Raw genomic sequence first — 18,488 nt, 5'->3', positions numbered from 1 at the left:
GCGTGCGGGCCGGGCCTGACCGAATCTTTGGCGACACCGTCACAGGATGTGTCCGGTCACCGGGTCCCGGCGGCCGCGAACCGTGCCACGGCGGACACGTTCGACCTGGTCACGAACGCGGGGCCGGTGAGCACCGGGGCTGTCCCGCCGCCGCTGACGTTGCCGTTGGTCCGGTACAGCCACAGGGCGTCCACTGCGAGGTAGCCCTGCAGGTAGGGCTGCTGGTCCACGGCGAACTGCACCTCGCCGTCCCGGACCGCCTTGACGAGCTCCTTGTCGAGGTCGAAGGTGGCGACCTTCGCCCGGCTGCCGGACTGCCGCACCGCCTTGACGGCGCTCAGCCCGTACTGGGCGCCCAGGGTCACGACCTCGTCGATGCTGGAATCCTGTCGCAGCCGGGAGGCGATCGTGGCGGTCACCGCGTTCATGTCGCTGCCGTCCACGTACAGGTTGTCGGTGTCGCCCTGGAAGGTCTTGCGCACACCGGCGCAGCGGGCCTCCAGCGCGACGTTGCCCCGCTCGTGCACCACGCACAGGGCGTGCCGGGCCTTGAAGGCGTCCAGCTTGTCGCCGACGGCCCTGCCCGCGACGGACTCGTCCTGGCCGAAGTACTCCAGGAGCCCGGTCGGCCGCCAGGCGTCGATGCCGGAGTTGAGCCCGACGACGGGTATGCCGGCCGCCTTGGCCTGGGCGACCGGGCCGCGCATCGCCGCCGGCTTGGCGAGGGTCACCGCGATGCCGTCGGCCTTGGCGCGCACGGCGTCCCGCATCAGATCGGCCTGCGCGGCCGGGTCGGCGTCACTGACGTACGTCAGGTCGATGCCGTCCTTGGCAGCCGCCGCCTCGGCGCCCCTGCGGACCAGGTCCCAGAAGGCGTCGCCTTTGCCGCCGTGCGTCACCAGGGTGACCTTCATCCCGCCGCCGGCTCCGTCCGCCGCGTCCGTTCCGTCGTCGGCCGCGCCGAGGAGGGAGCAGCCGGACACCAGCAGACACAGGACGGACGCCAGGGCGGCGACACGAGTGCGTCTCACGGAAGTGTGCGGCGGGGGAGGAGTGTTCATGAGACGCGGACCTCGCTGTGCGGCCGAGCAAGAGCAGGGTGAGAGTGCGTGCCGGGCCGCTGGGTGTGCACCGGCCTGATGACTCTCGCTGGCCCGGAGCCAACCGTGTGTGACCACCGGTCGTCAAGTGAGCGGCCACATGCCGTGAGGTGATGCTGCCGCATCGTGATGATCTGTCCGACCGGTCGAACGACGGGATTCCGGTTACGGCTTGCGCGCCACCGCCCCGTGCATCGCGATGTCCTCGTCGCGGATGCTCTCACCTCCGCTTTCCATACCGTCCGTGCGGTTCGGACGCCACGTGTGGACCTGGACGACGCCGGGTTCCGCCAGGTCGAGCCCCGCGAAGAACTCCGCCGCCTCCGCGTGGGTGCGCAGCCGCATCGGCATGCCCCGGGCCGCGTACTCCCGGGCGACGCGGCCGACCTCGTCCGGGGCGAAGTCGGCGGTGCCGACAGGCATCGCCAGACAGCTGCCGGAGGGCAGCGGTTCGAGGAGCCGGCGGACGGTGCCGACGGCGTCGTGCTCGTCGAGCATGAGGTGCACGACCGCGTGCAGACCTCCCGATGCTCAACTGATCTGTGCACCACGGTAGTTGGCCGCCGCACGCGATTCCACCACTGTCGGCCCCGCGAGGGAAGGAACCGCTTGCTCCGGTGGCCTTGGGGGCCCGCCTAGACTGGGGCGGCGCGCAGGGCGACGGAGGCGACGGAAGGGGCGGTGAGGGTGGCGGCAGCCGGCGGTGGTTTCGAGGACCCCTCCCCGGACGTGCTCGCCCAGGCGGCCGCGGCCTTCGGTCTGCTGGCCTCGCCCGCCCGGCTGCACATCGTCTGGGCGCTGGCCCGCGGCGAGAGCGACGTGACCGGCCTCGCCGAGCGGGTCGGCGGCGCGCTGCCCGCGGTCAGCCAGCACCTGACCAAGCTGAAGCTGGCCGGACTCGTGCGCTCCCGCCGCGAGGGCCGCCGGCAGGTGTACTACGTCGACGACCCCGACATCGTCGAGGTCGTACACCTCCTGGTGGACCGGCTCTCGGACCGCGCGGCACCGGCGCGCCGCCGCCTCCGTGGCCTCTGAGACCGCTTCAGGCACCACCCTGGAGGTGCTGCGGCGGCTGGAGTCGGGCCCCCGGGGGCTGACCGAGACCCAGGCCGCGTCGCGGCTGGCCGCCGTCGGCGAGAACACCCTGCCGGACCGCCGTACCCCGTCCTGGCCCCGCCGCTGCGTACGCGCCCTGCGCGACCCCTTCACCGCCGTACTGCTCTGCCTCGGCCTGGTCTCCGCCGCCGTCGCCTCGTGGGGCACCGCCGTGGTGATCATCGCCCTGGTGGTGGTCAGCTGTGCGCTGCGGGCGAGCGGGGAGCACGGGGCCGACCGGTCCCTGACGGCCCTGCGCGAACTGGTCGCCGGGACCGCCACGGTGCTGCGCTGCCCCGGACCCGAGGAGCCGCCGGAACCCCGGGAGGTGCCCGTCGGTGAGCTGGTCCCCGGCGACGTGCTCCGGCTCGGCCCGGGTGACCTGGTCCCGGCGGACGTACGACTGCTCCGGGCCCGCGGACTCGCGGTGCACCAGGGGGCGCTCACGGGGGAGTCCGCGCCGGTGGCGAAGCGAGCCGTCGACGAGGACGATCCCGACGAACCCCAGCTGTGCTTCCAGGGCAGCACGGTCGCCGCCGGCGGCGCCACCGCCGTCGTGGTCGCCACCGGGGCCGCGACACGGTTCGCCGCCGCCCACCGGACCCCGGCCGCACCGCGGGAGGGCGGGGCCTTCGACCGGTCCGTGCACGGCATCTCCTGGGTGCTGATCCGGTTCATGCTGCTGACGCCGCCGCTCGTGCTGATGGCGAACGCGACCCTGCGCGACCGCGGCCTGGAGACCCTGCCGTTCGCCGTCGCGGTCGCCGTCGGGCTGACACCCGAGATGCTGCCGGTGATCGTCACGACCTGCCTGGCCCGCGGCGCCGCCCTCCTCGCCCGCACGCACGCCGTCATCGTCAAACGGCTGCCGGCCCTGCACGACCTGGGCGCGGTCGACGTGCTGTGCGTCGACAAGACCGGCACCCTCACCCAGGACCGCCCCGTCGTCGAACGGGCCCTCGACGCGGCCGGCCGGGACGACCCGGAGGTACTGCGCTGGGCCGCCGTGGGCGCCTGGTGGACCCTCCAGCTAGCCGAACTGCCCGCACCCGACGCCCTCGACGAGGCCCTGCTGGAGGCGGCCGGGCCGGTGGGCGAGGAGTACGACGGGGTCGACGCCGTGCCGTTCGACCCCGAGCGGCGGTGGGCGGCGGCGGTGGTCCGGGGCGACCTCGGGCGGCACGCCGTCGTCGTCACCGGCGCGGCGGAAGCCGTCCTGGAGCGCTGCGCCACCGCGCCCGGCGAGCGCGACCGGCTGCTCGCCCTCGCCGCCCGGCAGGCGGACGCCGGGCTCAGGGTCCTGGCCGTCGCCACGGCCGACCGCCCCGCCGGCGCCCGCACGGTCCATGCCCGTACCGCCGACCCCCAGGGCCTGGCCTTCCAGGGCCTGGTGACCTTCCGGGACGCCCTCGCCCCCACCGCCGCCGAGGCCCTGCGCGAACTGGCCGGACGCGGCGTCACCGTCAAGGTCCTCACCGGTGACCACCCCGCCACGGCGGCGCGGGCCTGCCGGGACCTGGGCCTGGACCCCGGGGACGTACGGACCGCGGCACAACTCCTCGACGGGCCCGGCGGGGCGACCGCCGTCGCCCGCTGCACCCCGCAGGACAAGGCCCGCCTCGTCGGCGCCCTGCGGGCGGCCGGGCACACCGTCGGCTTCCTCGGAGACGGCGTGAACGACGTGGCCGCGCTGCGCGCGGCCGACGTCGGCATCGCGCCCCGCTCCGCCGTAGGCGTGGCCCGGGAGAGCGCCGACGTCGTGCTCGCCGACAAGGACCTCACGGCGATCGGCCACGCGGTCACGGCCGGCCGGCACGCGAGCGGCAACATCGCCTCGTACCTGCGCGTCACGCTCTCCTCGAACCTCGGCAACGTCGTCGCCATGCTCGCCGCCGGGCTGCTCCTGCCCTTCCTGCCGATGCTCCCCGCCCAGGTGCTCGCGCAGAACCTGTGCTTCGACGCCGCCCAGCTGGCCTTCGCCCACGACCGTCCCGGCGCGGCCGGCCTGCGCCGCCCGGCGGTGCTGAGACCGCGCTCCTTCCTCCGCTTCGCGGTCGGTTTCGGGATGCTCAACGCGCTGGCCGACCTCGCCACCTTCGCCGTCCTCGCGCTGGCGCTGCACGGCCCGGACGCCGCCGTGGACGACGAGGCCGTGTTCCACTCCGCCTGGTTCACCGAGAACCTGCTCACCCAGGCCGTGGTCATGCTGCTCCTGCGCACCGGCCGGCGCGGCGGACCGGGCCGTGCGACGGGCCCGGTCGGCCTCGCGGCGGCCGGTCTCGCCGCCGTCGGCGTGCTGCTCCCGCCGAGCCCCCTCGGATCGGCCCTCGGCATGACGGCCCTGCCCGCCGCGTACTACCTGCTGCCGGCCGTCGTCCTCGGCCTGTACGCGCTGGCCCTGGCGGCGATACGGGCCCGGCACCGGCGCCGTCAGCCGTAGGTGAGGTTCGAGCAGGGGTTGTCGTCCGCGGAGCGGGCCCCGTCGGCCACCTCGGACGGCACGGCGGCCGGGGAGGCGGATGCGCCCGGCGCCGGGCTGTCCGCGTACGTCTGCCCGAGGACGACGCTGATCCCGCTGCCCGTCACCGGCCGCAGCTCGGCCCCGGGGAACGCCCGCGCGACGGTCCTGGCCCGGTCCTCCAGGCCCGGCCCGTACTCGACCAGCGTGGTGGTGTGGTCCTGGCCGGCCGCCGTCGCCGTGCCCGTGACGGTGAAGCCGTCGCCGGTGAGTTCGGCGGCGGCGCGGGCGGCCAGGCCGGGGACGGCGGTGCCGTTGTAGACGGCGACGTCGATGCCCGCACCGGAGACCGGCGTGGGGGAGGCGGCGGCACCGGAACCGGCATTTCCGGTCTTCTTGCCGCCGGCGTTCTCGCCGTCGATCGTGCGGTCGGACCGGAGCGCGGCCCACAGGGCGTCCGCGTCCGGCTGGACGATCGCCACCCGCGACCCCTCGTAACGCCAGGGCAGGGTGACGAACTTGGTGTTGTGCAGGTCGATGTCCTTCAGGGTCATCACGAAGGAGATCAGCTTGTCGGCGGAGCCGAGGCCGGGGTCGACGGTGAGCGATTTCGTCGCGGCGTCGGCCAGCGGCAACAGCCTCGTGGGGGTGAGGCCCTTGCTCTTGACCTCCTTCAGCAGGCTCGCCACGAACGCCTGCTGGCGCTTGATCCGGCCGATGTCGGAGCCGTCCCCGATGCCGTGCCGGATCCGGACGTAGTCCAGCGCCCTCTGCCCCGACACGGTCTGCTCGCCCTTGTGGAAGAGCAGCTTGCCCGGGGCGGTGAGATGCGGATCGAGGTCGTTCTCGTAGACGTCCTGCGGCAGGCACACCTTCACCCCGCCCACCACGTCCGTCAGGTCCGCGAACCCCTTGAAGTCGACGACGACGGTGTGGTCGACGCGCAGCCCGGTGAGCTGCTCGACGGTGTTCTGGGTGCAGGCCGGGTTGCCCTTCGGCGTCTGGCCGACCGAGTAGGCCGCGTTGAACATCGTGTCCGGCCGTGCCTTGGTCCACGTGCCGTCGGGGAGTTGGCAGGGCGGGATGGTGACCAGCGTGTCGCGGGGGATGGAGACGGCGATCGCGTGCCGGTGGTCGGCGTAGACGTGCAGCAGGAAGGCGGTGTCCGAGCGGCCGACGTCGTCCTTGTCGCCGCCGCCCAGCGCGTTGTTGCCGCCGGTGCGGGTGTCGGACCCGATGACCAGGACGTTCTCGCCCTTCGACGAGCCGGCGTCGGGGCGGTGGTCGGACAGGCCGCCGGAGTCGAACGTGCTGATGTCGCCGTCCAGCTTGAGGTACAGCCAGCCGGCGCCGCCCGCGGCGAGCACGAGCAGGGCCAGGGTGACCAGGAGGGCAGAGCGTATGCCCCGGCCGCGGCGGCGGCCGCGCCGGCGCCTGCGGTCGCGTGGCGCGCCCCGGTTGCCGTGGGCGGCGCCCCCGCTCCGGTGCCGCGGCGGGTCCGTCCTCCGATTGCTGGTGACCGTCATCGGCGTCTGCTTGCCTCTCGCCCGGGGGTTGTACAGTTGCGCAATGTAGCAACTGTCGACGAGAGGGAGGGCATGACGTGCTGCGCAACGGACTGGAGCCCTGGCATCTGCTGATCGTGGCGATCGTCGTGATCGTCCTGTTCGGCTCGAAGAAGCTGCCGGACACGGCGCGATCGCTGGGCCGCTCGATGCGGATCCTCAAGAGCGAGGCCAAGGCGCTGAAGGAGGAGGGCGGTTCGGACGCGGCACCCGGCGAGCAGACCCGGCCCACCGCGCCCGCCGACGCCGGTTAGGGCCTGTCGCCCGGACCGGGCACGGCCATGCCCTCAGACCTGCCGCGCCGGCGTCGGGGGCAGGGTCTTGGCCGCCCGGGCCTGCTTCCGGCGCTGTCTGCGGCTGACGCGGGGCTCCTGGTCCGGGAGCCAGCCGAAGGCGAGGCAGCTGCCGGTCACGCCCAGGAGCAGGCCGACGAAGAAGCCGCCCAGGTTGGAGGTCATCCAGGTGGCCAGGGAGACCAGGACGCCGATGACCGAGTAGAACAGGCGCTGGGTGGGGTTGAAGAGGATCAGCACGCCGCACAGCAGCATCACCACCGGGAGCAGATAGCCGGCCACGCCCTGCATGCCGACGTGCAGGATGACGTCCAGCGACGCCTTCAGGGTGAGCAGGACCTCCGCCCCGCCCAGGGCGAGCAGCAGCCCGCCCCAGAACGGGCGGCCGGCCCGCCACTGCCTGAAGGCGGGCCGGACTCCCTCACGCGGGCCGCGCGTCATCAGCAACCCGATCCGCTGAAGCCCAGCTTCAGGCCCGGCAGCTTGAACACGCCGGCCGTCGTCGCGTAGTTGGTCTGCCGCAGGTTGGCGATGTGCACCGTGTCGGACTGCTGGCTGAAGACGCCGATCGGCCCGCGGCCCTTCGGGCCCGCCTTGTTCAGGGTGCTGGCGTCGTTGCCGATCTCGATGTTGGTGAAGGCCGCGTCGCCGGACAGCTCGGTCGAGTCGGTCGTCAGATCGCTGGCGCGCACCTTCTGCGAGCCCTCACCCGCCCTGATGACCAGGTTCGTGCCGCCCAGGTCGACGCTCTGGCAGAGCTTGGTGAGCGTCGCGTTCTTGATCACGGACGTGACGACCAGCACCTGGCCGCCGGTCTCACCCGCGTTGGGGCTGCCCTCGGCCATCTCGTCCAGGCCGCCGAACTGTGCGAAGCCGGTGCCGTCCAGTTCGGTCGCGGTGACCGTGAAGGGCATGCCGGAGATGGCGAACTGCACACCCAAGGCGCCTTCGGCGGTGAGGACCGCGAGGCCCGCGGCGGCCAGGGTGGCCGGCACCGCCATCACGGCGGCCCTGCGTGCCCGGACCCGCCCGCGTCGCGCGGGAGCGTCGCTGACGTCCGGAGGGGCGGCGCCGTCCGGTCTTTCGGGGGTGTGCTCGGCGGAGGAGGTCATGTCTGCTCCAGGTGCATGTCGGTGCGGATCGGACTTCGGTGGCACGTTGCCCTGGCGCGGACACCGACCGCGTACGCACGGCTCCCGCAACTCCCGGCGGTTGCAAGGGCTTTCTCGTTACGCCGCAGTAGCCGTCGAGGAAGTTACCGGGGGTTACATGAAGGGTCAAGGGAAGTGTGAACAAAGAGTGGTGATTGTGCGCCGCGGGTGAGTCGCCGGTTTCCCGGAACGCTCACCGCATGCACAACTGCCCTGCAAACCCTTGACGTTGACGGAGAGGCAGGTCTACAACTCTCCTCGTCCCACCGGATCCGTGGCGCCGGATCCGCCACGCGGCACGTCCGCGTGTCCCCCCCCCCCGCCCGGCCCGGCGGGAGTTCCCTCCCCGTGCAACCCCCCGGCGGGTGCCCGCCCTGCCGTTGCCGGCCCGTCATGTACGGAGAAGGCGTGACGGGCCGGCAACGGCGGACGCCCGGCGCACCCCCCACCCCCACCCGCCCGGCTATGGAAAGAGGTACACCTCATGCGTACGCGCACCCTCCTCACGCTCACCGCCGCCGTCGCCGCCCTGGGCCTCGCCGCCCCCGCCTCCGCGGCCGACACCCCCGTCCTGACCACCGCCGACGGAGCGGCCGTCGCGGTCGGCGACGTCCTCGACGCCTCCCTGGCGAGCGGCACCGCCGCCACCTTCTACTCCAGCGCGACCGGCACCAGCGGCATCTCCTGCACCAAGTCGGCGTTCTCCGCCGCCGTCACCGACAACCCCGCCGCCCCCGGCACCGCCACCGAGTCCCTGACCTCGCACAGCTTCGACACCAGCGGCTGTACCGCCAACGTCGTCGGGGTGCTCGGCGTCAGCGGCATCACCGTCGACAACCTGCCCTACACCACCAGCGTGTCCTCCGACGGCACCGTCTCCGTGACCCCGGCCGCGGGCTCCGCCGTCCAGTCCACGGTCAAGCTGCGCACCCTGCTCGGCACCATCACCTGCGTCTACCAGGCCCCCGGCCTGACCGGCACGGCGAGCAACGCCGACAACAGCATCTCCTTCACCAACCAGCAGTTCACCAAGGTGTCCGGCTCGTCGCTGTGCTTCAGCAACGCCTTCTTCACCGCCAAGTACGCCCCGGTGACCAAGGGCGGCGTCGCCGTCGTCGTCAACTAGGCGTACACAGCGGTAGTTCAGCGTCGCCGTAGCCGTACGGCCAGGGCGGCGCCGCCGGTGAGCAGCAGCACCGCCGCGGCGCCGCCCGCCAGCACGGGCGCGGACGGGCCGGAGGACGGGCCGGACGTGGTGGCCAGCGGAGTGTGGTCGCCCTGGGGCTGCGGGCCGGGGGAGTCCACGACGGGGCTCGCCACCGGCTCCTCCTGCTCCGGCTGCCTCTTCTGTCCTGCCTCCTTCTTCTCCGGCTCCTTCTTCTCCGGCTCCTGCGCCTTGCGTTCCGGGCTGGCCTCCTCCCGCGGAGGCTCCTTCTCCGGGAACACCACGTCGGAGCACGAGTAGTAGGTGTCCGGCGTGCTGCTGTTCTGCCAGACCGTGTACAGCACATGCCGCCCGGTCCGGCCGGACGGCAGAGTCACCTCGAAGCGGTACGCGCCGTCCCGCAGGGCCGGGTCCGTCACCTCGGCGAACGGCTTTGGGGGCAGGTCGGACCAGGACAGCGGCCCGGCCGGGTCGTAGCCGGGCTTCGTCAGGTACATCCGGAACGTGCCGGCGTGCGGGATCGTCGAGACGTACCGCATCGTCAGCCTCGCGCCGGGCGCCGTCCGGGTCGACGGCCAGTCGGCGCGGGCGAGGTCCAGACCCCGGTAGGCGGGCAGGCCCCCGCTGCACAGCTTCCCGTCCGGGATCACAGCGCGGTCCCGGCCGTTCACGTTCGCCACCCGCAGGTTGTCCCATGCCGTGAAAGGCGCGCCGTTCGCGGCGACGGCCGCACGGCACGCCGCCGTGCCCGCCCGGTCACCGCCCTCCGGCGAACAGGCCACCACCCGGCTCACCGGGTCCGACGGCGCCCCGTGCGCGCGGGCGGGCCCCGCCGTCCCGAGCGGCACCAGCAGCGGGGTCACCAGAGCCGCGGCGAGTGCGGTGCGGTGTGCGGTCGTACGAGGCATCCGTCTGCTTCTCCTCGGCCCGGGCGGCGACGTTCGGTAGTGCAGTACGGGAAATCGGCCCGACGTGTTCATCGCGCCACGACCTGCTGCAAAAGGGGCCATTGGGCGCCCAACTGCCCGCCGTAGGCCCGCCATCGAGGGTGGGGCGGCAGCTGGATCGAGGGTTTCCCCCGTATCCCGCTGACCTTTCCTTTGCCTATCGTTCGACCACAGCTGACCCACAGGTAACCCCGAACGGTCCGCTCCCCACACGCCTGGCCGGCCATCGCGTCGCTCTTCGCTTTTCGAACGACCCCCCTCCGCTTCGAGGACGAAGCGACTCCACCGCCGCTCCGCCCAGCCCGGAGTCCGGCCACGAAAGGCAACGACCGTGCGTATCTCCCCAGAGCTCAGACGGAAGCTGATATCCGTCGCCGTCGTCTCCACCGCCCTGCTGACCGCCGCCCCCGCCTCGGTCGCCGTCGCCCAGGAGCCGGCTCCCCGCCCGGCCGCCGTTCCCGCCGCGCAGACCGAGGCCGCCCCGGGCGTCCAGGCCGAGCGCCTCATCGTCGGCTACAAGTCCGGCGCGAGCGAGGCCAAGTCCAACAAGGCGGCGGCCGCCGACGCCGCGTCCAAGGCGGACAAGACCGGCGAGGACGTCGACTTCCAGCGTCGCCTCGGCACCGGCGCCGCCCTCGTCGAGCTGGGCTCCGACCCCACCCGGGCGTCCGTCTCCGACGTCGTCGCCGCGTACCAGGCCGACCCGCAGGTCGCCTACGTCGTCCCGGACCGCCTGAACAAGCCGACGGCCGTCACCCCGAACGACACCGAGTACAGCAAGCAGTGGGACCTGTTCGAGTCCACCGCGGGCATGAACGTCCCCGCCGCCTGGGACACCACCACCGGCAGCGGCGTGACCGTCGCCGTCATCGACACCGGCTACGTCGCCCACTCGGACCTGGCCGCGAACATCGTCGGCGGCTACGACTTCATCTCCGACACCGCCGTCTCCGTCGACGGCAACGGCCGTGACAGCAACCCGGCCGACCCGGGCGACTGGTACAACGCCAACGAGTGCGGCGCGGGCATCCCGGCCTCCACGTCCTCCTGGCACGGCACCCACGTGGCCGGCACCATCGCCGCCGCCACCAACAACGGCAAGGGTGTCGCCGGTATCGCCTACGGCGCGAAGATCTCCCCGGTCCGCGTGCTCGGCAAGTGCGGCGGCTACGACTCCGACATCATCGACGCCATCACCTGGGCGTCCGGCGGCACCGTCTCGGGCGTGCCCGCCAACACCAACGTCGCCAAGGTCATCAACATGAGCCTCGGTGGGGGCGGCGCCTGCTCCAGCGCGACCCAGAGCGCCATCAACGGCGCCGTGAACCGCGGCACCTCGGTCGTCGTCGCGGCCGGCAACGAGAACACCAACGCCTCGTCCTCGTCCCCGGCGAACTGCAACAACGTCATCACCGTCGCCGCGACCAACCGCGCCGGCAGCCGTGCCTCGTACTCCAACTACGGCACCGTCGTGGACATCTCCGCCCCCGGCGGCGAGACCCGCACCACGACCGCCAACGGCATCCTCTCCACGCTGAACTCCGGCACCAAGACGCCGTCGAGCGAGAACTACACCTACTACCAGGGCACCAGCATGGCCACCCCGCACGTCGCGGGCCTCGCCGCCCTGATGAAGTCGGCCAACTCCGCCCTCACCCCGGCGCAGATCGAGTCGGCCATCAAGGCCAACGCCCGTGCCCTGCCGGGCACCTGCTCCGGCGGCTGCGGCGCGGGCCTCGCGGACGCCGCCAAGACGGTCCAGGCCGTCAAGGGCGGTACGTCCACCGGCACGACGTTCGCCAGCACCACCGCCGTCGCCATTCCGGACAACGGCGCCGCGATCGAGTCCCCGATCAGCGTCACCGGCCGCACCGGCAACGCCCCCTCGGCCCTTCAGGTCGGCGTCGACATCACCCACACCTACCGCGGTGACCTCGTCATCGACCTGGTCGCTCCGGACGGTTCGGCGTACCGCCTGAAGGCCGCCGCGTCGGACTCCGCGGACAACGTGAACACCACCTACACGGTGAACGCCTCCAGTGAGGTGGCCAACGGCACCTGGAAGCTGCGCGTCCAGGACACCGCCGCCCAGGACACGGGCACCCTCAACGGCTGGAAGCTGACCTTCTGATCCCTGTGAACCTCCTTCGGGAACGCTGAACGAGGCAGGCCGCGAACGGGCGGGCCGGCCGGTGCGGATGGGGCACCGGCCGGCCCGCCTTTACGTCTGGCCCCGGATCCCCCACAGTTAGATACCGAACGCGCTGTTTTCTTTCACCGGTTGCGCTTGTTATGCCGGATGTGCACCCGCACACCGGCATACTGGTGTGATGGGTGCCGTCTCAGGGTGAGTTATCGTGTACGGGGGGTAAAAACAAACGGCATGACCCGTTCATTTCCGTCCCGGGAGAGTTCAGCCGATGGCGAGGCAGTTGCGAGCCGAGCAGACCCGCTCGACGATCATCACGGCCGCCGCTGACCTGTTCGACCGTCGCGGCTACGAATCGACCAGTCTCAGCGACATCGTGGAGCACGCCCACGTCACCAAGGGCGCCCTGTACTTCCATTTCGCGGCGAAGGAGGATCTCGCCCACGCGATCCTCGAACTCCAGTCGCACACCGCCCGCCGGCTGGCGACGGAGACGGACACCCGCGGCCACACCTCCCTGGAGGCGCTGATGCGCCTCACGTTCGGCATCACCCGCATGTCCGTCGAGGACCCGGTGCTGCGGGCCGGGCTGCGGCTCGCCACGGGAGGGATCCGGCCCAAGCCGCCCCTGAGCCACCCCTTCACCGAGTGGCTGGACATCGTCACGGCCCGGCTCGTCGGCGCGGTCAAGGAGTCCGACGTCCACCCGGACGTCGATGTCGACGTCGTGGCCCACTCGTTGGTCTGCTTCTTCGTCGGCACCCGGGTCGTGGGCCGCTCCCGCGAGCCGGTCGCGCGCCAGCCCCGCCGCACGGCCGAGATGTGGAACATACTCATCCGCGGCCTCGTCCCGGTGACCCGCCGGGCCCGTTATCTGAGCCTGGCGGCCCGTCTGGAGCGCGAGATCGCCCCTGTGTGACCGTGGCCGGCCCGGCGGCCGGAACCGCGCGGCGGGCGAGCACGGCACCGCGGCGTACCCGCGCGTTACCGTGTGGCCCATGCCCGACACCCCCTCCGCACCCCTGCTCCTCGGCAACCAGCCGGGCTCCTTCCCCCACAGCGTGCTGGCCGAGCGGCACCCCGCCATCATCCGGCAGGTCCGCGAGGCCTTCCCCTACGAACCCCCGCAGCACCGCGCCCTCGACGATCTGCTCGCCAACTGCACCGGGGGCGAGATCGAGCCCCTCCCCACCGACGCGCACGACCGGGACCACTGGGAGACCTGGGGGCTCGGCGAGTACACCGGCCGCTCCTGGTTCGACGTGCCGTGGCTCTGGTCCGAGAGCTGGTTCTACCGCCGACTGCTCCAGGCCGTCGGCTACTTCGGCCCCGGAGCGTGGCAGGGCGTCGACCCGTTCCGCCCCTTCAAACTCGCCGAACTCGACTCCCCCGAGACCGACGAGGAACTCGCCGCACTCGACGACCTCGCCGGCCGCCCCGCCGCCGAACAGGCCCAGGTCTTGCTGCACGGCTCCCTGTGGGGCAACCGCGCCGACCTCGGCTTCCGCCTCTCCGCCGAGGGCGCGCGGGCCACGGACGCCGCGCCCGGGCTGGTCGCCGACGACAGCGAACGGCTCTGGTCGCTGCTGGACAAGGCCGACGGGGGCACGCTGTACCTGGTCGCCGACAACGCGGGCCGTGAACTCGTCCCCGATCTCCTCCTCGTCGCCCACCTCCTGCGGAGCGGCCGCATCGGACAGGCGGTCCTGCACGTCAAGCCGTACCCCTACTACGTCTCCGACGCCACCACCGCCGACGTGGTCGACGCCCTGCGCCGGCTGACCGGGGCCGGGGGAGCGGCCGCCGCGTACGGCCGAGACCTGTGGTCCGCCCTGGGCGAAGGGCGGCTCACTCTGCGCGCCCACCCCTTCTCCAGCGCCCCGCTGCCGTACGCGGAGATGCCCGGGGACCTGCGCGCCGACTTCGCCGCGGCCACCCTCACCATCGTCAAGGGCGACCTCAACTACCGCCGTCTGGTGGGCGACCGGCTCTGGGACCCGACCACGCCCTTCGCCGACGTGGCCACCTGCTTCCCCTGCCCGGTCGCCGCCCTGCGCACCCTGAAGTCCGATGTGATCACCGGCCTCGACGCGCACACCGAGGCCGCCCTGGTCGCGGCGGAGGAGCAGCGCTGGCGCACCAGTGGCACGCACGCGCTGATCCAGGTACGGGATGCCCCCTGATTCACGCGATGGTGTGATCATGTGCGACTCGGCGGATGCCGTCGCGGGGCACCGGGTAGGGCCCGGCCATGACGCAGCCGTTCGAACTCCCGCACTTCTACCTGCCGCATCCCGCGCGGCTGAACCCGCACGTCGACGAGGCCAGGGCGCATTCGACGGAGTGGGCGCGCGAGATGGGCATGCTGGAGGGATCCGGCGTCTGGGAGCAGGCCGACCTCGACGCGCACGACTACGGCCTGCTCTGCGCCTACACCCACCCCGACTGCGACGGCCCCGCCCTCTCCCTCATCACCGACTGGTACGTGTGGGTCTTCTTCTTCGACGACCACTTCCTGGAGATGTACAAGCGCAGCCAGGACCGCACCGCCGGCAAGGCCCACCTGGACCGGCTGCCGCTGTTCATGCCGCTGGACCTGTTCGCTCCCGTGCCGGAACCGCAGAACCCGGTCGAGGCGGGCCTCGCCGACCTGTGGGCCCGCACGGTGCCGAAGATGTCGGAGGACTGGCGCCGCCGCTTCGCCGTGGCCACCGAGCACCTCCTCAACGAGTCGATGTGGGAGCTGTCCAACATCAACGAGGGGCGGATCGCCAACCCCGTCGAGTACATCGAGATGCGCCGCAAGGTCGGCGGCGCCCCCTGGTCGGCGGGGCTCGTGGAGTACGCGACCGCCGAAGTCCCCGCCGCCGTGGCCGGGTCCAGGCCGCTGAGGGTGCTGATGGAGACGTTCTCCGACGCCGTGCACCTGCGCAACGACCTGTTCTCCTACCAGCGCGAGGTCGAGGACGAGGGAGAGAACAGCAACGGCGTGCTCGTCCTGGAGACCTTCTTCGGCTGCACCACCCAGGAGGCCGCCGACACCGTCAACGACGTCCTCACCTCCCGCCTCCACCAGTTCGAGCACACGGCGTTCACCGAAGTGCCCGCCCTGGCCCTGGAGAAGGGCCTGCGGCCGGACGAACTCGCCGCGGTGGCCGCCTACACGAAGGGGCTGCAGGACTGGCAGTCCGGTGGCCACGAGTGGCATCTGCGCTCCAGCCGCTACATGAACGAGAACGCGCCGCGCGGTGACGGCCCGTGGCCGGGATGCTCCGCCATCGGCACCTCCGCCGCCGACGTCCGCGCCCTGCTCGCGTCGGCCGGTGCCGAGCGGCGGCTGCGCTCGTACACGCACGTGCCGTACCAGAAGGTCGGGCCGGCGCGGATCCCCGACATCCGCATGCCGTTCCCGCTGGAGCTCAGCCCGCACCTGGACCATGCCCGCCGGGGCCTGCGCGACTGGGTGGAGCGCATGGGCATCCTCGCCGAGGGCGTCTGGGACGAGGACAAGCTCCGCGCCTACGACCTCGCGCTCTGCTCGGCCGGCCTCGACCCGGACGCCACCCGCGAGGCCCTCGACCTCAGCGCGCAGTGGCTCGCCTGGGGCACCTACGGCGACGACTACTACCCACTGGTCCACGGACACCGCCGCGACCTCGCCGCCGCCCGGCTGACCACGGCCCGCCTGTCCGCCTGCATGCCCCTCGACGGCGCGGAGCCACCGCCCCCGGCCAACGCCATGGAGCGCGGTCTGGCCGACCTGTGGGCGCGCACCACCGCGGACATGACGCCCGACGCGCGGCGCACGTTCAGGGCCGCGGTCGACGTCATGACCGAGAGCTGGGTGTGGGAGCTGTCCAACCAGCTCCACAACCGCGTGCCCGACCCGGTCGACTACCTGGAGATGCGCCGGGCGACCTTCGGCTCCGAGCTGACCCTGAGCCTGTGCCGGATGGGACACGGCCCGGCCGTCCCGCCCGAGGTCTACCGCAGCGGACCGGTCCGCTCCCTGGAGAACGCCGCGATGGACTTCGCGTGCCTCCTCAACGACGTCTTCTCGTACCAGAAGGAGATCGAGTACGAGGGCGAGATCCACAACGCGATCCTCGTCGTGCAGACCTTCTTCGGCTGCGACTACCCGACCGGGCTCGGCATCGTGCACGACCTGATGAGCCAGCGCATGCGCCAGTTCGAGCACGTCGTCGAGCACGAACTGCCCGTCCTCTACGACGACTTCCGGCTCTCGGGAGAGGCGCGCGCGGCGATGGGGACGTACGTGGCGGACCTGCGGAACTGGCTGTCCGGCATCCTCCACTGGCATCGCGAGGTGGACCGCTACAAGGACGCGTGGCTGTCCCGCCGTGCCCACGGCTTCCTCCCCGACCGGCCGCCGGCCTCGCCCGTCGCCGCCCTGCGCTGACCGCCCCGCCCGCTCCACGGCTCGTACCGCACCCGGCGGCCGGTGCGGTACGAGCCGTGCCCGTGTCCGGGCCCTGGGACCGCCCCGGCCCCGGTCAGTCTCACTCGTTCGTGGCTCGTCGGCCGCCGATGTGCCGGGTAGAGCACCTGCCGTGATCGTTCCGGGATCCGCCGGAGGCGATCGGCACCATCCGGAGGCGAGCCATGGAACAGACCGCGCTGCGACCCAAGCCGATGCCGGGGCAGGAGCCCGACGGGCCCGCCCCGGCGACGGGACCCGGCCCGTCACGGCCCCGCCCGCACGCCGCCAGGCGACGGGGGAGGCGGCTCCTCAACGTGCTGCTCGCCGGATGCACCGGCGCGGTCCTGGTGCTGTCCGGGATCGGCCTCGGGGCGATGGGCGCCACGGTGCTCGGCAAAGGCGGGCGCTTCGACCCGCGGGGGTGGCACTCGGCCTCGCTCCCCGGCCCCTCACCCTCCACCGCCCCCTCCGTGCCCGCCGCCGCGACCCTCGGGGTGCAGGTCATGGACGCCCGGAAGCCGGGCGCCGTGGTCGTGGGGCTGCACGTCCCCGGTCCGGCCCAGGCCGCCGGGCTGGTGCGCGGCGACGTCCTCCTCGCCTTCGGCACGACCCGGATCGACACGGCCGCCGATCTGGTCCGGGCCGTCGCCCGCACCCGCCCGGGCGCCGAGGTCAGGCTGACGGTGCGCCATCGCAGCGGCGGCTACGAACAGCTGATCCTCGTACCGGCCGTCGCCGCCTGACGCCCGCCCGCAGGGCACGACCCGGAACCCCGGGAGCGTCCCCCGCCCGATCCCTCATGGAAAAATCGGTGCCGAGCACGAGCGGGGGCGCCTGAGCAGCCCTGCGCCGTCGGACAGGTTGCCCGAGTCAATGCCCGCAGACGGCTCGCGCCGCCCCCTCCGGCCGGGCAGGATGCTGCCCGTAGCCCCTTCGTCCGTCCTGGGAGGCCCGGATGACCGCAAGCACGGCCGCCACCTTCACCGCCGACGACTACCGGGCCCGCATGGACCGCGCCGCGCGGGCGGCCGCCGAGGCCGGTCTCGCCGGCCTGCTGGTGGCCCCGGGCCCTGACCTGGTGTGGCTCACCGGCTACACGCCCCCGGCGGTCACCGAGCGGCTCACCCTGCTGGTCCTCACCGCCGGGCAGGACCCCGTCCTCGCCGTCCCCGCCCTGGAGGCCCCGGACGCGCACCGGGCGGCCGGCGCGGCAGCCCTGAGACTGCGCGACTGGACCGACGGCAAGGACCCCTACGCCGCCACCGCCGCCCTCCTGGACTCCTCCGGCCGGTTCGGCATCAGCGACAACGCCTGGGCCCTGCACCTGCTGGCCCTCCAGCAGGCTCTGCCCGGCAGCTCCTACGCCTCGCTGACCGAGGCCCTGCCGATGCTGCGCGCCGTGAAGGACGCGGCCGAGCTGGACCTCATGGCCGCCGCCGGTGCCGCCGCCGACGCGACCTTCGAGGAGATCCGGAACGTCCCCTTCGCCGGGCGCCGGGAGTCCGAGGTGGCCGCGGACCTCGACCGGCTGCTCCGCGGACACGGACACGAGCAGGTCGACTTCACCATCGTCGCCTCCGGCCCGAACGGCGCCAACCCGCACCACGAGGCGGGCGACCGCCTGATCGCCCGCGGTGACATGATCGTCCTCGACTTCGGCGGCCTGCTTGCCGGCTACGGCTCCGACACCTCCCGCACGGTCCACGTCGGCGAGCCCACCGACGAGGAACGCCGCGTCCACGACATCGTGCGCGAGGCCCAGGAGGCCGGCTTCCGGGCGGTGCGGCCCGGCGCGGCCTGCCAGGACGTGGACCGGGCCGCCCGCCGGGTCATCGCCGACGCCGGTTACGGCGAGTACTTCATCCACCGCACCGGACACGGCATCGGCGTCACCACCCATGAGCCGCCCTACATGATCGAGGGCGAGGAGCGGCCCCTCGTACCCGGCATGTGCTTCTCCGTGGAACCCGGCATCTACCTGCCCGGCCGGTTCGGTGTCCGCATCGAGGACATCGTGACCGTCACCGAGGACGGCGGGCGGCGCCTGAACACCACCACGCGTGAGCTGGTCATAGTGGAGTGAGGCCCCGATGTCCCCAGCACGCCTCCCGAACGGCAACGGCG

The 18,488-nt window shown here is 72.8% G+C and carries 15 protein-coding genes and 1 pseudogene; 10 read left to right on the top strand and 6 right to left on the bottom strand.

Annotated elements, in window-relative coordinates; translation table 11 throughout:
* Window positions 1-56: 56 nt before the first annotated feature.
* Both OO68_RS04615 and OO68_RS04610 read right to left on the bottom strand, forming a co-directional pair.
* Window positions 57-1,061: a sugar ABC transporter substrate-binding protein gene (locus OO68_RS04615; RefSeq protein ID WP_033306780.1), complete on the bottom strand. Its 1,005-nt coding sequence runs from the start codon at window positions 1,059-1,061 to the stop codon at window positions 57-59.
* A 204-nt stretch (window positions 1,062-1,265) separates the two neighbouring features.
* Window positions 1,266-1,613, bottom strand: a pseudogene (locus OO68_RS04610) (SAM-dependent methyltransferase); the annotation flags it as partial.
* 174 nt (window positions 1,614-1,787) lie between these two features.
* Here OO68_RS04610 and OO68_RS04605 point away from each other — a divergent pair.
* Both OO68_RS04605 and mgtA read left to right on the top strand, forming a co-directional pair.
* Window positions 1,788-2,135, top strand: coding sequence for an ArsR/SmtB family transcription factor (locus OO68_RS04605; protein WP_033306779.1), 348 nt, complete (start codon window positions 1,788-1,790; stop codon window positions 2,133-2,135).
* Complete coding sequence (gene mgtA, locus OO68_RS04600; protein ID WP_033306778.1) at window positions 2,125-4,635, top strand: magnesium-translocating P-type ATPase; 2,511 nt, start codon at window positions 2,125-2,127, stop codon at window positions 4,633-4,635. The genes OO68_RS04605 and mgtA overlap by 11 nt, the downstream gene beginning before the upstream one ends.
* Here the strand turns inward: mgtA and OO68_RS04595 are convergent.
* On the bottom strand, window positions 4,626-6,179 hold the full coding sequence (locus OO68_RS04595) for an LCP family protein (protein WP_033306777.1): 1,554 nt from the start codon (window positions 6,177-6,179) through the stop codon (window positions 4,626-4,628). The genes mgtA and OO68_RS04595 overlap by 10 nt on opposite strands.
* A 77-nt stretch (window positions 6,180-6,256) precedes the next feature.
* Here OO68_RS04595 and tatA point away from each other — a divergent pair, with 77 nt between their 5' ends.
* Complete coding sequence (gene tatA / locus OO68_RS04590) at window positions 6,257-6,472, top strand: Sec-independent protein translocase subunit TatA (protein ID WP_033306776.1); 216 nt, start codon at window positions 6,257-6,259, stop codon at window positions 6,470-6,472.
* 33 nt (window positions 6,473-6,505) lie between these two features.
* Here tatA and OO68_RS04585 read toward each other — a convergent pair whose 3' ends face one another.
* Window positions 6,506-6,952: a DUF6114 domain-containing protein gene (locus OO68_RS04585; protein ID WP_209442540.1), complete on the bottom strand. Its 447-nt coding sequence runs from the start codon at window positions 6,950-6,952 to the stop codon at window positions 6,506-6,508.
* Window positions 6,952-7,623, bottom strand: coding sequence for a DUF6230 family protein (locus tag OO68_RS04580; protein ID WP_033306775.1), 672 nt, complete (start codon window positions 7,621-7,623; stop codon window positions 6,952-6,954). The genes OO68_RS04585 and OO68_RS04580 overlap by 1 nt, the downstream gene beginning before the upstream one ends.
* A gap of 523 nt (window positions 7,624-8,146) precedes the next feature.
* Between OO68_RS04580 and OO68_RS04575 the strand changes: the two genes are divergently transcribed.
* Window positions 8,147-8,788: a hypothetical protein gene (locus OO68_RS04575; RefSeq protein WP_033306774.1), complete on the top strand. Its 642-nt coding sequence runs from the start codon at window positions 8,147-8,149 to the stop codon at window positions 8,786-8,788.
* Between the two features lie 17 nt (window positions 8,789-8,805).
* On the opposite strand, the gene OO68_RS04570 is transcribed toward OO68_RS04575, so the two are convergent.
* Window positions 8,806-9,735, bottom strand: a complete 930-nt coding sequence (locus OO68_RS04570; protein ID WP_033306773.1) for a lytic polysaccharide monooxygenase auxiliary activity family 9 protein — start codon at window positions 9,733-9,735, stop codon at window positions 8,806-8,808.
* A 370-nt stretch (window positions 9,736-10,105) separates the two neighbouring features.
* On the opposite strand from OO68_RS04570, the gene OO68_RS04565 reads away from it, so the two are divergent.
* The 6 genes from OO68_RS04565 to OO68_RS04540 all read left to right on the top strand — a co-directional run bounded on the left by OO68_RS04565 (window position 10,106) and on the right by OO68_RS04540 (window position 18,447).
* Window positions 10,106-11,905 carry a S8 family peptidase gene (locus tag OO68_RS04565; RefSeq protein WP_033306772.1) on the top strand — a complete coding sequence of 600 codons (1,800 nt, stop codon included), beginning with the start codon at window positions 10,106-10,108 and terminating at the stop codon, window positions 11,903-11,905.
* A 289-nt stretch (window positions 11,906-12,194) separates the two neighbouring features.
* Complete coding sequence (locus OO68_RS04560) at window positions 12,195-12,842, top strand: ScbR family autoregulator-binding transcription factor (protein WP_033306771.1); 648 nt, start codon at window positions 12,195-12,197, stop codon at window positions 12,840-12,842.
* A gap of 79 nt (window positions 12,843-12,921) precedes the next feature.
* Window positions 12,922-14,106, top strand: coding sequence for a damage-control phosphatase ARMT1 family protein (locus OO68_RS04555; RefSeq protein ID WP_033306770.1), 1,185 nt, complete (start codon window positions 12,922-12,924; stop codon window positions 14,104-14,106).
* A gap of 68 nt (window positions 14,107-14,174) precedes the next feature.
* Window positions 14,175-16,343, top strand: coding sequence for a germacradienol/geosmin synthase Cyc2 (gene cyc2 / locus OO68_RS04550; protein ID WP_033306769.1), 2,169 nt, complete (start codon window positions 14,175-14,177; stop codon window positions 16,341-16,343).
* A gap of 203 nt (window positions 16,344-16,546) precedes the next feature.
* Complete coding sequence (locus OO68_RS04545; protein WP_033306768.1) at window positions 16,547-17,107, top strand: PDZ domain-containing protein; 561 nt, start codon at window positions 16,547-16,549, stop codon at window positions 17,105-17,107.
* Between the two features lie 212 nt (window positions 17,108-17,319).
* Entirely contained in the window at window positions 17,320-18,447 is a 1,128-nt protein-coding gene (locus tag OO68_RS04540; RefSeq protein ID WP_033306767.1) for an aminopeptidase P family protein, read from the top strand.
* Window positions 18,448-18,488 lie beyond the last annotated feature (41 nt).

Origin of the sequence: Streptomyces iakyrus (assembly GCF_000717055.1) — a bacterium.
GTDB classification, from domain to species: Bacteria; Actinomycetota; Actinomycetes; order Streptomycetales; family Streptomycetaceae; genus Streptomyces; species Streptomyces iakyrus.
This window is presented reverse-complemented; position numbering and strand designations above follow the sequence as displayed.

What these genes read in the sequence shown, in the direction of transcription:
- OO68_RS04615 (WP_033306780.1), bottom strand. Translation starts at nt 1,061, where the DNA reads ATGAACACTCCTCCCCCGCCGCACACTTCCGTGAGACGCACTCGTGTC.
- OO68_RS04595 (WP_033306777.1), bottom strand. Translation starts at nt 6,179, where the DNA reads ATGACGGTCACCAGCAATCGGAGGACGGACCCGCCGCGGCACCGGAGC.
- OO68_RS04585 (WP_209442540.1), bottom strand. Translation starts at nt 6,952, where the DNA reads ATGACGCGCGGCCCGCGTGAGGGAGTCCGGCCCGCCTTCAGGCAGTGG.
- OO68_RS04580 (WP_033306775.1), bottom strand. Translation starts at nt 7,623, where the DNA reads ATGACCTCCTCCGCCGAGCACACCCCCGAAAGACCGGACGGCGCCGCC.
- OO68_RS04575 (WP_033306774.1), top strand. Translation starts at nt 8,147, where the DNA reads ATGCGTACGCGCACCCTCCTCACGCTCACCGCCGCCGTCGCCGCCCTG.
- OO68_RS04570 (WP_033306773.1), bottom strand. Translation starts at nt 9,735, where the DNA reads ATGCCTCGTACGACCGCACACCGCACCGCACTCGCCGCGGCTCTGGTG.
- OO68_RS04560 (WP_033306771.1), top strand. Translation starts at nt 12,195, where the DNA reads ATGGCGAGGCAGTTGCGAGCCGAGCAGACCCGCTCGACGATCATCACG.
- OO68_RS04555 (WP_033306770.1), top strand. Translation starts at nt 12,922, where the DNA reads ATGCCCGACACCCCCTCCGCACCCCTGCTCCTCGGCAACCAGCCGGGC.
- cyc2 (WP_033306769.1), top strand. Translation starts at nt 14,175, where the DNA reads ATGACGCAGCCGTTCGAACTCCCGCACTTCTACCTGCCGCATCCCGCG.
- OO68_RS04545 (WP_033306768.1), top strand. Translation starts at nt 16,547, where the DNA reads ATGGAACAGACCGCGCTGCGACCCAAGCCGATGCCGGGGCAGGAGCCC.
- OO68_RS04540 (WP_033306767.1), top strand. Translation starts at nt 17,320, where the DNA reads ATGACCGCAAGCACGGCCGCCACCTTCACCGCCGACGACTACCGGGCC.